Genomic DNA, 14,837 nt, shown 5'->3' on the forward strand with positions numbered 1-14,837 from the left:
CGGGAATGACGAGTTAGGATGAATAATAATACTTTTTCAATAATGAGGGAAATGCTATTTCCCCTCTTTGGAAAAGAGGGGTCAGGGGAGATTTTGTAATCTTAAATCCCCCTTCATCCCCCTTTGCTAAAGGGGGAGAGAGGTGGAGGCCCCCCTTTTCTAAAGTAGGAGAGAAATGGAGGGCACCTTTTTCTAAAGTGGGAAAGAAACGGAGGCCCCCATTTTCTTAAGGGGAGAGAAGATGAAGATTTATACTTTTTCAACACCCATCTAGAAAAAAATATGCGTGGATCTTTTCCCTTTGAGGGATCATTGATATGGGTGTTGTAACCAATGTAATCATATTGGGGGCGGGGCAAGGGGGAACCTCCTTAATTGAAATCTTCCGTAATGACCCTTTGGTAAAGATTATCGGTATTGCGGAGGTCAATTCAAAGGCCCCCGGGTTAAAACTTGCCCGCCAACTGAAAATTCCCATCACTTCCGATTACCGGAAGCTATTAAAGTCCAAACGTGTTGATTTATTAATTGATGTAACCGGAGACCTTGAGGTGGAACGGGTTTTATTGGAATTAAGGCGTCCGGGGGTTGCCGTGATAGGGGGTCCAAGCGCCAAATTCATGTGGCAACTGATTGAAGAAAGAATTCGCAGTAAAGAAGCCATTGAGCGGCATCTTTCCGAATATCAAGCACTCTATCGGCTCTATGTGAAAGAGGTGAGCCTTGCCGTGTTGGAGGAGCGGGCCCAGATTGCCTGGGAAATTCATGATGGGTTGGTTCAGACTTTGGTGGGATTAACCTTTAAGATGGACCATTGCCAGGAGCTTTTGGAAACGGATCCGACCCAAAGCAAGAAACAGCTGGAAGAGGGACGAAGGCACTTAAGAGGGGCCATTCAGGAAGCACGGCAGGTCATTTTTAATTTAAAGCCCTTATCCTTTGACCACATGGAATTGCTTCCTGCATTGAAAAATTACCTTCGATCCTATGAGCACCAATATAAAATAAAAACCTCTCTTCAAACGCTCGGAAGTGAAAAGAAGATTTTTCCCAAATCAAAAATTGTTATTTTTCGTATCATTCAAGAGGCACTGTCTAACATTCAAAAACATTCAAAAGCAAAACAGGTGAAAATCAGCCTTAAAGTGGACCGGAAAGTACTTCGCGTTGCTATTTCCGATGATGGTGTTGGGTTTGACCCCCATCGGGTAGCGGAGGATCCGGAGAAATGGAATTCCTTTGGATTAAAAGGGATTACGGAGCGGGCAAAGCTTTTAGGGGGAACCTCCCAAGTTGAGAGTTCCTTGGGTGAAGGGACCCGCATTTTGGTTCAGATTCCGTTGGATGATAGGAGGTCTAAGCTCTTTGAAGAAAATTAAGGTTCTTATCGCCGATGATCACCAGGTAGTGCGTGAAGGTTTAAGCGCTGTTCTTCGGACCAAAGAGGACGTTCAAGTGGTGGGGGAGGTCCGAAACGGTCAAGAGGCCGTGGAAAAGGCCAGAGAGTTGAAACCGAATGTGGTTCTGATGGATATCAGTATGCCCGTGATGGACGGTATAGAAGCCACCCGTATTATCCGGACCGAACATCCAGATATTGGTGTGGTGGTTTTGACAATGCATGAAGAAGAAGAGTTTATTTTTGATGTGGTCAAAGCAGGCGCAACGGGATACCTGCTGAAAGACTCAGACTCCGCGCAGATTGTGAAAGCCATCCGTGCCATTTCCCAAGGGGAATCCTTAATCCACCCGGCTATTGCCACAAAGATTCTGGCAGAATTCTCACAACTCTCGGGAGAAAAAGGGAAACGGACGGCTAAAGCCAAGGATGATTTAACGGCCCGGGAAATCGGGATCCTTCAGCAGGTGGCTGAGGGAAAAACCAATAAAGAGATCGCCTCCGATTTAAACCTCAGCGAGAAAACCATTAAAAACCATGTACGAAATATATTTCATAAGCTTCATGTTTATGACCGGACCCAAGCCGCTTTTCACGCCCTTCGAAAGGGCTTAATTAAACTCAATCCTGATAAAGATGGCCGATAATGGGGATGACATACCCCATGTAGGTTGGAAATCCCGCCCCCGGGAACGTCCTTGTGCAAACCAACCATGACCAGCGGGTTTTCCTTGGCTTAAAATCACCAGGGTCCGGCAATAGTCAAAATTAATCAAGCCCTTTTTTTTCTCCTATTTACCCCTATTGACAACCTATTTTCGTTTCCCTAAAATCAGGCCATTCTATTCTATTTACCATCGTTGTTTTCCTGGGGCGATGGCCTAATCATCAATAACCCGCAAGAGGAATTCTCATGGCTTCTGAAGAAGATATTACTTCCGTTTTAAAGGAACGCCGGGTTTTCAAACCCAAACCCATTTTTAGTAATCAAGCCCACGTAAAAAGCCTTCGCCAATATGAACGGATGGCCAAAAAGGCGGAAAAGGACCCGAAGGCTTTTTGGGCGAAAATGGCAAAAGAATTGGATTGGTTTAAAACCTGGAAAAAGGTATTGGAGTGGAAATTCCCCTTTGCAAAATGGTTCGTCGGAGGCAGGATTAATGTCTCCTTTAACTGCATCGACAGACATTTAAAGGGATGGCGGAAAAATAAAGCGGCCATTATTTGGGAGGGTGAACCTGGGGATCACCGGATGCTGACCTTCCAGGATCTTCACCGGGAGGTATGCCGTTTCTCCAATGTTCTCAAGAAATTAGGCGTTCGAAAAGGTGACCGGGTGGCGCTTTATATGCCCATGATTCCGGAGCTTCCCATTGCCATGCTGGCCTGTTCCCGGATCGGGGCCCCCCACAGCGTCGTCTTTGGAGGGTTTAGCGCCGAGGCATTAAAGGACCGGATTAACGATGCAAAAGCAAAGGTTGTGGTGACCGCGGACGGGGGATACCGAAAGGGGGCGGTGGTCCCATTAAAAGAAAATGTGGATATGGCACTTAAAGATGCACCGGGGGTTGAAAAGGTCGTGGTCTGCCGTAGGACAGGAAGTCCGGTTCAGATGGATCCCCAAAGAGATCATTGGTGGCATGAGATGATGCAGGATGCTTCTGCGGTATGTCCCCCGGAGGCTTTGGATGCAGAACACCCCCTATTTATCCTTTATACCAGCGGAACAACGGGAAAACCTAAGGGAGTGGTTCATTCCACTGGAGGGTATCTGTTGGGGGCCTATCTCACCAGTAAATGGGTTTTTGATCTCAAGGAAGAGGACACCTATTGGTGTACCGCGGATATTGGCTGGGTTACGGGACATAGCTATATTGTGTATGGAATTTTAGCCAACGGAACCACAAGCATCATGTATGAAGGTGCTCCCACCCACCCCAATCCGGGCCGTTTTTGGGAAATTGTTGAAAAATATAAGGTGAGTGTCTTCTATACGGCGCCAACCGCCGTTCGTGCTTTAATTAAATACGGTGATCATTGGCCCAACCGTTATGATTTAAGCAGTCTTCGTTTGTTGGGTACCGTGGGTGAACCGATCAACCCCGAAGCCTGGATGTGGTACCACCGGGTAATCGGTAAAGCAACATGCCCCATCGTGGATACCTGGTGGCAAACGGAAACGGGCTCCATTTTGATTACCCCGCTTCCCGGGGCCACACCGACGAAACCGGGGTCCGCTACCAAACCTTTTCCGGGCATTTCGGTGGACGTGGTGGATAAGGAGGGAAAACCCGTGGGGGTAAACCACGGTGGTTATTTGGTCATTAAAAGGCCATGGCCCTCTATGCTCCGAACGGTTTACGGAGACCCGGAGCGGTACAAAAAAACCTATTGGGATCCCATCCCGGGGGTCTACTTTACAGGGGACGGCGCCCGCAAAGATAAAGATGGCTATTTTTGGGTAATGGGCAGAGTGGATGATGTCATCAATGTTTCAGGACACCGCCTGGGGACCATGGAAATTGAATCTGCTTTGGTGAGTCACCCCCATGTGGCAGAATCAGCGGTGGTGGGCCGGCCCGATGAAATGAAAGGAACTGGAATTGTTGCCTTTGTCTCCTTAGATGTAGGCCACCAACCATCGGAGGAATTAAAGAAAGAATTGAGGGAGCATGTGACCAAAGAGATTGGTGCCCTGGCCCGGCCCGATGAAATCCGTTTTACAGAAAACCTTCCCAAGACGCGAAGCGGGAAGATTATGCGGCGGCTCCTTCGGGATATTGCCGCAGGGAAGGAGACGGTGGGAGATACCACGACCCTTGAGGATTATTCCATTCTGGCCAAACTAAGAGAAGAAGAGGATTGAGGTTTTTCCGGATAAAAACATGGGAAGACGGCTTAGGTCATTGACAGCCCCCTTCCCTTTTGATACCGTGGCGTCACCACACGTTTTATTTAAAGATTTTACACCCTCACAATAATGATGTTCATTCAAAAATTCGGGTGGCCATGAGTCAAGGGGCCAGGTTTTTCCTTTATATCGTGTCTCTTGTGATGTTGCCGGTCTTTGGGGATCCGAGTCCTTCCTTTGCGTTAGAGGTTGAGATGCCGACCTGTGCAATGATCCAGTATGAAATGGACAAAGGCTCATCCCTAAAACAGGGAATCCTCAGCATTATCACCGCCAACCAAAAGCAGGAAAAAACTCTTTTTAATGCCACCATGAAAACAATGCTCCGGGATGCCATCAAGGAATGTCATCTGGAACCCAACTTGGTTTTACAGGCAGGCTATCAGGGAGGGGTTCCAATCGCCATTATTTTTACCGCAGCGGATGAAGCAGGGGTTAGCCCTGAGACGGTTGAAAAAGCGTTTGGGCAGGCCGGTGCAGATCCCTCCCAAATCAGGAAAGAAAAACCTGAATCCCTAAGATCGGTGAAGCCTCCGATTAGTATTCTTCGGGATAAAAGGGCACCCATTGGTAGCGGGGTAAGGTAGGAGGAAAAAAGTGTTGGAGGGAATGCGGGGAGGGTAGAACAAAAAAAACCGGGTAATGAGGAATGGGTTATGGGTAAAGAGTGGGGGTTAAGGGGGAAAGACCGTTGGAGGTTAGAGGCCTGAGGCACGAGAAAAACCAGATAAACCAGAACAACTAGACAAACTAGACTCCGGCGTGAGTCCTCTGTCGAACGCTCAACCAGAACAACCTGTGGTGAGTTTATCGAACCAAACGAAATCAACCAGACGAACACGAATCTATTTGCCGTTATTCCCGCTCCCCCTTCGTCATTCCCGCGCAAGCGGGAATCCAGAAATGCAACGGAAAGGGAGTTTTATATTATAAAATCTCCCCTAACCCCTCTTTTCCAAAGAGGGGAGTTTTTTAGGAATTTTCCCCTTAGAAAAAGGGAACCCTCCACTTCTCTCCCACTTAAGAAAATGGGGGCCTCCGTTTCTCTCCCCCTTTAGCAAAGGGGGAATAAGGGGGATTTGAGGATTTAGTTTTTCCTCTGAATACACGGCAGTTTTGCTGCGGGGATCTTTATTAAGGTTTTTTGGGCTATAAAACGAGTGTTGCATCTTGGAAAAACATTTAAAAAATTGATGCCGTCATTCCCGCTCCCCCTTCGTCATTCCCGCGCAAGCGGGAATCCAGAAGTCAAAAAACACTGGCTGCCGCGGTAAAGCCGGAATGACATTATTTATATTATTGAAATTAAGAACCAGGTGTTGGGTAGAGAGGAGTTTGTTATGAAGTAAACAGGTTAAAAGGATTTTTGAAAGGAGGTGTTTGGTAAAAAAATTGAGGGAGGAATGAATGAAGAAGGCTCGGTGGTTTCCCAGCAAAAAACAGTTTGCCATAATATTTTTTCCGGTTTTCTTATTATTCAGTTTTCAAATTAGCAAAGCCGCAGAACTCAAATTGGGTCCCTTTGAGATTCACCCCTACCTTCAGATTTCTGAGGGGTTTGAGGATAACGTCTTCCGCTGCGAAGCCTGTGAAAAAGAAAGTGATTTCTTTACCCTCATCACTCCCGGCCTTCAGATTCTTCTCCCTGACCCCAACCATCATGTTTTATTGGAGTATCGAGGAGATTTTTCCTATTACACCAATTTTGACAGTGAGAACTTTGATGACAATGAAGTGACTGGTGAATATCAAGGAAACCTAACCCCTCAGTTGAATATTACAGTGAAAGACCATTTCTTGGATGGACATGACGGCAGGGAGGTTACCCCCCTAAGGGAGATCGATTTTTATTTCTCCAACCGGGCTGATGTGGAGGTGGGGTTTACCCCTCTCCAAGGGGTTTCCATCCAAGGGGGCTTTGGCCATTTTTTGTTGGATTTTTCCGGCGGCGGGCGGAATGATTTTAGAGATCGATCGGATCTTGTTTTTTCCGGTGGGGCAACGGTGGATATCATTTCAAAGACTTCTGCTCTGCTTGAATACTCCTATACAAAGGCCATCTATAATGAACAGTCCCAATCCAGTACCGGCAATTTAAATAATGGTACCCATCGGGTCTCGCCCGGTTTGACCTGGACCCCTTCCAAAAATTCTCACGGGAAGGTTACAGCAGGGTATGCCCTAAAATCTTTTGAGGATTCAGCAAAAGATGAGTTTGACACCGCTATCTTTTCTATTTTCCTGGAGTATGTTCTCCCAACGAAAACCAAAATCAGTATAAGAGGTGGCCGGGAAGTTAAAGAGCCGGATCTCGACGGGCAGGATTTTTACATTACCACAGGAGGTGCGCTGGACGTATCTCATCCCATACTTTCTGTTTTAGAGGGGAGTGTATCTTTTTCGGGTGGACGTGAAAGTTATTATAGAGAAGCGCCATTGACCCCGGGGCGTAAAAGAAAAGATAACACCTACCGGATTCAAACAGGTTTTGACTACACCCCATTTCCATGGTTGGTGGCGGGGATTGATTATTCCTTTTCAAATACAGACTCTAACTGGTTTTCTAACCAGTTTGATTATATCAATCATGTGGTCACCCTTAAGGTGGCCGTATTTAATTAGCAGGAATTAAGAAAATTCCCCTCTTTGGAAAAGAGGGGTTAGGGGAGATTTTATAATATAAAACTCCCTTTCCGTTGCATTTCTGGATTTCCGCTTGCGCGGGAATGACGGAGGGAACCGGGAATGACGAGTTAGGATGAATAATAATACTTTTTCAATAATGAGGGAAATGCTGTTTCCCCTCTTTGGAAAAGAGGGGTTAGGGGAGATTTTAAAATATCAAATCCCCCTTCATCCCCCTTTGCTAAAGGGGGAGAGAGGTGGAGGGTTCCCTTTTTCTAAGGGGAAAAGTTTCTAAAAAATTCCCCTCTTTGTAAAAGAGGGGTTAGGGGAGATTTTATAATATAAAACTCCCTTTCCGTTGCATTTCTGGATTCCCGCTTGCGCGGGAATGACGGAGGGAACCGGGAGTGACGAGTTAGGATGAATAATAATACTTTTTCAATAATGAGGGAAATGCTGTTTCCCCTCTTTGGAAAAGAGGGGTTAGGGGAGATTCTGTAATCTTAAATCCCCCTTCATCCCCCTTTGCTAAAGGGGGAGAGAAACGGAGGGCACCCATTTCTAAAGTGGGAGAGAGGTGGAGGGCACCTTTTTCTAAAGTGGGAGAGAAACGGAGGGTTCCCTTTTTCTAAAGGGGAAAAGTTTCAAAAAAATTCCCCTCTTTGGAAAAGAGGGGTTAGGGGAGATTTTGTAATTTGAAACTCCATTTCCGTCATTCCCGAAATGTTTAATCGGGAATCCAGGGAGTAATGGAAATTAATTTTGGAACCCTAAACTAGGGTCCTGGTCTTCAACTGGAAAACTTGTGGTCATTCGATGGATAGGGTTTTTAATCATTCTTTTTTTGAGTGCTGCGGAAATATGGGCCAATGAGAGCCCCAGTTTACCCATTGATCATGAAGCTTACGAGGGCATTGAACGTTTAAAAAGCCGGGGTCTTTTCAGGCCGCTTCTATTAGATGCCAAACCGCTCAACCGGTATTCGGTAGCCCATCCACTGGTTGACCTTTTGGCAAGCATCAATCAGGAAGATTTCCCGGAAGCGGTTTTTAAGCCCGGCGTTCAAGAAGAGCTTCTAAAGCTTTTAAATGAGTTTCAAGAAGAGGTGGATGATTTAGAAGGAACCGCTCCTCGGCGTTTTTTTTCTTTTCATCTTGCGGATCCTCTCAGTATTGAAATTGGGTATGCTTCTTTTTCCAAAGATAGGCTCCGGCTTCGCGAAAACCACCAGGGTGATTATTTCAGTGATGGTTTTAATCAGCAGATTAAAATCCGAAGCTGGGGGGTTTTAGGAAAACAGATATCCTGGTTTGTGGTTCCGAAAGTGACCACCAACCGGGATGGGTCGGTTCTTGAAATTGAAGAGGGCCTTCTTAAATTCGGGTTTAAAAATTTTGAAATAGGGGTTGGCCGGGAAAGTCTATGGTGGGGACCCGGCTACAATGGTGCCTTGCTCCTTTCTAATAATGCCCCCCCGATGAATTTGATCCGGGCCGGAAGTCGAGAAGCCTTCCAACTTCCCGGTTTTTTGGAGCCGTTGGGATTTTGGCAGTTAACCGGTTTTCTGGCACGGCTGGAAGAAGATAGGGATATTTCCCACCCATTATTGTTAGGCCTTCGGATTGGTTACAGCCCTTCTTCCTTTTTGGAAATCGGGTTAAACCGGATGACCATGTGGGAGGGAAAAGGACGCCCCGGCCTATCTTTTACCGAGTTTTTAGAACTCTATTTTTCAAAACCCAATAAAGCTGGTGATTTTGAGGTTAACGAACTTGGCTCGGTTGATGTCAAAATAAATTTACCAACCCTTCCATTAATTCAAGGGGGGAATATTTATGGGGAGATCGGCGGTGAGGATGAAGCGGGTTTTTTTCCCGCAGACATCGGGTTTTTGGCAGGTATTTATCTGACGGGGTTGTTTAATCAACCCGCTTTTGATTTCAGGACGGAATATGCAAACAACCATGTTCCAGGGACTCCAAATGTGTGGTATGTCCACTCTACATATACATCAGGGTATACCCATAAAGGCGTTATCTTGGGGCACCCGATGGGAATTGATTCGGATTCTATTTTTTTTCAGCTCTCAAAGGAACTGGTTGAAGATTTATCAATTTTGTTTTCATTCGATCAGGAGCGGCATTTCCTCTCTTCTCCCGTTAAAGAAAGAAAACGGGAATTTATATTTGAAATAAAAAGCCGGTTTGGCTGGTTAAAACCGGTATGGATTCTAACCTATGAATATGAGGCAATCCAAAATTACAATGGGATCAATGGGGAAAAAGCAAAAAACCACACCTTTATCAGTCGCACGGAGTTTTCTTTTTAACCTGCAATCTCCCAAAACATTTCCACCCCCCACCTTCCCTCCCCCCATCGATGGGGGAGGCCAGCCTGCCGGCGAGGCAGGGATTAAGAGAGGGGGGAGTTTCATTCTTTTTCTGATTTCTTTTTTAGGGTTTTTGGTCTTTGGAGGAAACGCTTATGGTGCCGCTCCCTCCATGGATGAGTTGCAACAGCAGCTTTTGCTTTTGGAGCAGGTGGATCCGCAAAAGGCCCAGGAAGCCAGAAGGATTTTAGAAGGAAGAGAATTACAGGGGGCGGTGGGTGAAGGTGTTGTACCCCTTAAAAAAGATTCCGAGAAGGCAACCCCCTCACGGGAACCCATTCAAACATCCCCCATCGAAAAACTTCTCACCAGCCGTTTAACGCCCGAGGTTTCTCTTCAGCTCAATCAGTTCGGTTATGACATTTTCCGCGAAACCGTTTCCACTTTTGCCCCGGTTTCCGATGTGCCCGTCGGTCCGGATTATGTGATCGGTCCCGGAGATGAGGTGACATTGACGCTGTGGGGAATGGTGGAGGGGATTTACAAATTAAAAGTCAGCCGGGAAGGGACGGTGATTCTCCCCAAGGTCGGTGTGGTATCCGTGGCGGGATTGAGGTTTGGTTCCTTAAAGGAAAATTTACAGCAGAATCTATCGAAATATTATCGTGATTTTAACCTAAATGTTTCTTTGAGTAATCTTCGAACCATCCGGGTTTATGTGGTGGGAGAGATTCAAAACCCTGGGAGTTACATTCTAAGTTCCCTCTCTACGGTCTATAACGCCCTCTTTGCCGCCGGGGGTCCTTCAAAAAACGGGACTTTAAGAGATATCCGTTTGATTCGGGAAGGGAAGGTCATTGCCCATCTGGATCTGTATGATTTTCTGCTTCAGGGGAACCGGGAGCAGGATCAAAATCTACAGACCGGCGATACGATTTTTATCCCCCTCATTGGTCCGGTGGTTGGCCTTGCGGGAAACGTGAAGCGCCCGGCCATCTATGAGTTGAAGGGACCGGAAACACTGGAAAGCGTTTTTAAATTGGCCGGAGGGGTGATGCCTACGGGCTACTTAAGCCGCGTTCAGGTGGAGCGGATCGTTTCCAATGAAAAAAGGGTAGTGGCGGATTTTGATCTTTCAAAAGAGGGCTTGGAAAAAAAGAGGTCCGCTGAATTTCAAATTCCTGTATTGAATATGGACCTCATTAAAGTTTCTTCGATTTTGGATACTCGTGAGAATGTGGTTTACCTTGAAGGTTATGTCACTCGCCCAGGGACCTATGAATTAAAAGAGGGAATGAGGGTAAATGATCTGGTTGCCTCATTTGAAGACCTTTTACCGGAACCTTATTTACCACACGCAGAAATTATCCGCCTGGTTCCCCCGGACCTCCACCCTGAAACACTTTCTTTTGATGTTGGAAGAATGTTGGAAGGGGATAAGGCAGAAAACCTTGTTTTGCAATCCAGGGACCGGGTGGTTATTTTCCAAAAAGTTCTAATGGAAGAATCTCCTGTTGTAAGGATTACGGGAAATGTTCAACGGCCCGGCAAGTATCCGTTGATGGAAAACATGACCCTCAAGGATTTATTGTTTAAAGCAGGTAATGTGACCCGAAATGCCTTCATGGAGCAGGCAGAGCTTGTCCGGACGGTTAGATTAGGAAATCAAACCGAGCAGAAAAGGATCCCGGTTCACCTGCAAAGCGCCCTTGAGGACAGACCCGGCCAAAATATTAGTCTTCAACCGGATGACCATCTTTTTATCCGGGAAATCCCTGAATGGTTCGTGAACAAGACCATTAGCCTTTCAGGTGAGGTCCTCTTCCCTGGTGTCTATGCTTTTAGAAAAGGAGAACGGCTGAGCGACGTTTTGGAAAGGGCAGGCGGGTTTACCGAAAAAGCCTATCTTCCCGGAGCTGTTTTCACACGCCAAACCGTCAAGGAACTTGAAAAAGAACATCTGGATCGGTTCTTGGCAAAGCAGAAACAAAGGCTTGCTACGGAAGCCGCGGCGGTAGCCGCGTCGGGTCTGGATAAAGAAGAAATTCAATCAGAGACCTTTCAGCTTGCCCAAAGGAAAGAATCGCTGGATCTACTGGCTTCCCAAGTAAAACTAGGCCGGGTGGTGATTCATTTGTCTTCTTTAGATGATTTCAGGAATTCTCCCAACGATTTTGAACTGGAAGACCAGGATAGTCTTTATGTCCCGGCTCAGCCCTCTTCGGTGGCGATTTTGGGCGCGGTTCGAAATCCAACCTCATTTCTGTTTGAAGAGAAAAGGCGTGTTAACTTTTATATCAATAAAGCGGGGGGGTATACGGAAGATGCGGAGCAGAAAGGGGTTTATGTTCTCCGGTCCGATGGTTCTGCCACCTCCCTGGGCCACCTGGTCCATCTGGAACCGGGGGATGCGGTGATTGTTCCGGCTAAATTGGAGGTGAAATACCGCCCCATTCAACTATGGAGAGATATTGCAACGATTGTGGGCCAGTTTGCTTTAACGGTGGCCGCCATCGCTTCAATATTATAAGAAAAGATGAGGACACAGGATACACAAGAAGACCCTTCGAAATCATCTTTCCTTGAAACAGAAGGCGGGAGGAGATTTAATGATATCGGGTATGAAGAAGAGGTTTCTTTATTAGATTACTGGAGGGTCCTTTACCGGTGGAAATGGTTAATCATCATTTTAGGGATTGTTGCCACAGGGACCAGCGGGTTTGTAACCTATCAAATGCCCAAAATATATAAATCGACTACCACCATACTGCCTTTGGGAAACGAAGGATCTGGGGGGTTGGGTGCCGCTCTTTCAGCGATCCCATTTGCCAGTGCCTTAGGGGGAGTGGCCGGAATCAATACCCCAGCCGATCAGGTTCTGATTATACTCAATAGCAGAACCATGGCAGAAAAGATCATTCAGGAATTTAAACTTCAACCCCACTATCATCAAAAGGCCTGGGATCCTGAAAAAAACAATTGGAGACCTGATAAAAAAAAACCGTTTCTTGAGGATACCATCAAAAAGTTTCAAAATAATATAAGCGCCAAAAGCGATCGACATGGGGGGGTTTCTCTATCGGTTTTGGATGAAGACCCGATGATCGCCGCCAATATTGCCAATGCCATGGTTTCGGCTTTGGCGAAGTTTCTCAATGACCATTCTTTAAGTATTAATTTCCAAACCATCGATCCCGCGGTACCCCCGGAAAGGAAATTTAAACCAAGCCTTCGAGTCAATGTTTTAATTGCCGGTGTTTTGGCACTTTTTATTGGAATTTTTTTCGCGTTTTTTATAGAGTACATCCGTAGGGTCCGGCAAGCTGAGAGGCAGGTGAGGGGTGAAGGGTCAGGGGTGATGGGTAAAGAGTGAAGAGTAAGGGGCTAGGGGGCCCCCACCTATTCCCTCCCCTCGCCGTCATTCCCGCTACCCCTCCGTCATTCCCGAATGATTTAATCGGGAATCCAGGAGGTTGGAGGTGTTAGGCCAGGTTGAAAATGTGTAAGGGGTAAGGGTTTAGGTGTGAGGCAAAAAAAAATGAGAGACCAAAGAAACCAAACGAACCAGACAAACTAGACTCCGGCGTGAGTCCTCTGTCGAACGCTCAACCAGAACAACCTGTGGTGAGTTTATCGAACCAAACCAAAACATTTACGCAGTCATATTAGCAGGAGGAACCGGAACACGGTTTTGGCCCTTAAGCCGGGAGGCTTGGCCAAAACAGCTTCTTCGTTTCAAGGGTGAGGAAAGCCTTCTTCAGGGGACGCTTCGTTTAATAGGGGGCTCTGTCTCTACCGAAAATACATTTGTGGTTACGAGTATTCGACATGAAGACGAGGTTCGTCAGCAGGTGAAGGAGCTGACCCACTCTCCGGCGCGAAGGGATGTCCATCCTCCCATTCCCATGAGTAATATCCTGGTGGAACCGGAAGGGAAAAATACCGCTGCCGCAATCGCCTTTGCCGCTCTTTATCTTAAAAAAATAGATCCCTCCAGCGTCATGGTTGTTCTTCCCGCGGACCATTTAATTAAAGATGAAAAAGGGTTTTTAGAAATTATTGAGCAGGGGGCCCGGTTAACGGAAAGGGGGGTTCTGATCACATTGGGAATTCCTCCAAACCGACCGGAAACAGGTTATGGATATATTCAATCCGGGGAGATCATTCAAGAGGGCCATCATGCTCTGTATAAGGTTTCCCGATTTGTAGAAAAACCAACCAAAATCGTTGCGGAAGAATACCTTCAATCGGGAAACTACTTTTGGAATAGCGGAATTTTTGTTTGGAAAACCCAAACCATTCTTGAGGAATTCCAGAAATATCTTCCCGATATTTTCAATGGATTTAAAAATCTCGAACCTCATTTGGGAACCGGGCAGGAAAGCAAAAGCCTTAAAGACCTTTACAAAACCCTACCATCCATTTCAATTGACTATGGTGTGATGGAAAAATCAGACCGGGTGGCTATGCTGAAGGCACAAATCGGTTGGAGTGACTTAGGGAGTTGGGAAGCCTATCATGAGGTTTCGGAAAAAGATCTCAAAGGAAATGTAACCCGGGGGAATGTGGTGGATATTGACAGTGAAGGGAGTTTAGTCTTCGCGGATAAACGGTTGGTTGCCACCATAGGGTTGAAAGACCTTGTGGTGGTGGATACGGAAGATGCCACACTTGTTTGTCCCCGGGACCGTTCCCAAGATGTAAAAAAGATCGTCAACCTACTTCAGGAAAGAAACTCCATTGAACGGCAGGTTCACAAAACGGTTGTCCGTCCTTGGGGAACCTATACGGTTTTGGATGAGGGAGAAAATTATAAAGTTAAACGGATTACGGTCCTCGCGGGCCAACGGTTATCCCTTCAAAAGCATTCAAAGCGAAGCGAGCATTGGGTGGTTCTTTCCGGGCGGGCAAAAGTTACACGTGGAGAAGAGGTGTTTGAATTGGGGCCCCATCAAAGCACTTCAATTCCAAAAGAGACGCGGCACCGATTAGAAAACCCTTATGAAGCGCCCCTTCATATCGTTGAAGTCCAGGAGGGACCTTATCTGGGTGAAGATGATATTGTCCGTTTTGATGATGTCTACGGCCGAAAGTCCGCCCCTCCATCTCCAAAACAAAGGGAAATGTAAAAGGGACTTAAAACCGTTGGAGGCTTTAGGTTGGAGGCAGGTTTAAAAAGGCGTGAGGCGTGAAGGGGAAAGATCGTTGGAGGTTTGAGGCGATAGGCAGTTTGAAAATGTGTAAGGAGTAAGGGGTTAGGCGTTAGGCGAAAAAAAAATGAGGAACCAAAGAAATCAGACGAACCAGAAAAACTAAACAAACCAGACAAACTAGACTCCGGCGTGAGTCCTCTGTCGAACGCTCAACCAGAACAACCTGTGGTGAGTTTATCGAACCAAACTAAACAAACCAGACAAACTAGACTCCGGCGTCGGAACGTGTCAATGACTTTGGGACACCTCTCGTCCGAATTTAGTGTACTTTTCCATCGCTCACAGGGGCCAGTTTTGGTTTGTTGATCCAAACTGCCACAGGGACTGATGGCGGAACTGGGCGTTTTCTTACAAACCGTT

9 protein-coding genes are annotated in these 14,837 nt (G+C 46.6%); all 9 read left to right on the plus strand.

What is annotated here, in order from left to right:
• Positions 1 to 317: 317 nt before the first annotated feature.
• Complete coding sequence (locus VGB26_15640; GenBank protein HEX9759207.1) at positions 318 to 1,379, plus strand: sensor histidine kinase; 1,062 nt, start codon at positions 318 to 320, stop codon at positions 1,377 to 1,379.
• Positions 1,366 to 2,046, plus strand: coding sequence for a response regulator transcription factor (locus VGB26_15645; GenBank protein HEX9759208.1), 681 nt, complete (start codon positions 1,366 to 1,368; stop codon positions 2,044 to 2,046). Before VGB26_15640 ends, VGB26_15645 begins: the two co-directional genes overlap by 14 nt.
• Positions 2,047 to 2,312: 266 nt before the next feature.
• On the plus strand, positions 2,313 to 4,265 hold the full coding sequence (acs, locus tag VGB26_15650; protein HEX9759209.1) for an acetate--CoA ligase: 1,953 nt from the start codon (positions 2,313 to 2,315) through the stop codon (positions 4,263 to 4,265).
• A gap of 143 nt (positions 4,266 to 4,408) precedes the next feature.
• A complete protein-coding gene (locus tag VGB26_15655; GenBank protein HEX9759210.1) occupies positions 4,409 to 4,897 on the plus strand; it encodes a hypothetical protein in 489 nt (162 codons plus the stop codon).
• Positions 4,898 to 5,717: 820 nt separating this feature from the next.
• Entirely contained in the window at positions 5,718 to 6,932 is a 1,215-nt protein-coding gene (locus tag VGB26_15660) for an outer membrane beta-barrel protein (protein HEX9759211.1), read from the plus strand.
• Between the two features lie 808 nt (positions 6,933 to 7,740).
• Positions 7,741 to 9,264, plus strand: a complete 1,524-nt coding sequence (locus VGB26_15665) for a capsule assembly Wzi family protein (GenBank protein ID HEX9759212.1) — start codon at positions 7,741 to 7,743, stop codon at positions 9,262 to 9,264.
• Entirely contained in the window at positions 9,209 to 11,794 is a 2,586-nt protein-coding gene (locus VGB26_15670; protein HEX9759213.1) for an SLBB domain-containing protein, read from the plus strand. The genes VGB26_15665 and VGB26_15670 overlap by 56 nt, the downstream gene beginning before the upstream one ends.
• A 6-nt stretch (positions 11,795 to 11,800) precedes the next feature.
• Positions 11,801 to 12,637, plus strand: a complete 837-nt coding sequence (locus VGB26_15675; GenBank protein ID HEX9759214.1) for a Wzz/FepE/Etk N-terminal domain-containing protein — start codon at positions 11,801 to 11,803, stop codon at positions 12,635 to 12,637.
• Between the two features lie 289 nt (positions 12,638 to 12,926).
• Entirely contained in the window at positions 12,927 to 14,393 is a 1,467-nt protein-coding gene (locus tag VGB26_15680; GenBank protein ID HEX9759215.1) for a mannose-1-phosphate guanylyltransferase/mannose-6-phosphate isomerase, read from the plus strand.
• Positions 14,394 to 14,837 lie beyond the last annotated feature (444 nt).

The organism is Nitrospiria bacterium (genome assembly GCA_036397255.1).
Taxonomy (GTDB): Bacteria; Nitrospirota; Nitrospiria; order DASWJH01; family DASWJH01; genus DASWJH01.

Coding starts and splice junctions, on each gene's coding strand:
- VGB26_15640 (HEX9759207.1), top strand. CDS start 318: ATGGGTGTTGTAACCAATGTAATCATATTGGGGGCGGGGCAAGGGGGA.
- VGB26_15675 (HEX9759214.1), top strand. CDS start 11,801: ATGAGGACACAGGATACACAAGAAGACCCTTCGAAATCATCTTTCCTT.
- VGB26_15655 (HEX9759210.1), top strand. CDS start 4,409: ATGAGTCAAGGGGCCAGGTTTTTCCTTTATATCGTGTCTCTTGTGATG.
- VGB26_15660 (HEX9759211.1), top strand. CDS start 5,718: ATGAAGAAGGCTCGGTGGTTTCCCAGCAAAAAACAGTTTGCCATAATA.
- VGB26_15670 (HEX9759213.1), top strand. CDS start 9,209: ATGGGGAAAAAGCAAAAAACCACACCTTTATCAGTCGCACGGAGTTTT.
- acs (HEX9759209.1), top strand. CDS start 2,313: ATGGCTTCTGAAGAAGATATTACTTCCGTTTTAAAGGAACGCCGGGTT.